This window comes from Peribacillus sp. SIMBA_075 (assembly GCF_046534585.1).
The window spans coordinates 1-231 of sequence record NZ_JAWRYN010001721.1 but is presented as its reverse complement, the minus strand read 5'-3'; the positions used below and the strand labels follow the sequence as shown (position 1 = coordinate 231).

Sequence of the window (231 nt, the reverse complement as noted above, 5' to 3'; positions counted from 1 at the left end):
ATTCAGGGCTTTTCGGTCATCCTGATCATGACGTTAATTGTAAGCTTGTTTACAAATGTCTTCGGATCGCGTTGGCTTCTCGCGTGGCTTCTTAAGACTAATCTGTTCAAGAGGCCGACATGGTTTGGCGTTGCTAAAAGAGACATTCGTGAGAAGGAGAATGCCGAGGTCATTCGATTTGATATTGTCAAACGGCGCCGCAGCTTTTATCTGTTCTCCACAAGCATCCTG

The 231-nt window shown here is 45.9% G+C and carries 1 pseudogene; it reads left to right on the top strand.

The annotated features are described in order from the left end of the window. Positions 1–231, top strand: a pseudogene (locus SB775_RS34320) (protein translocase subunit SecDF); the annotation flags it as partial.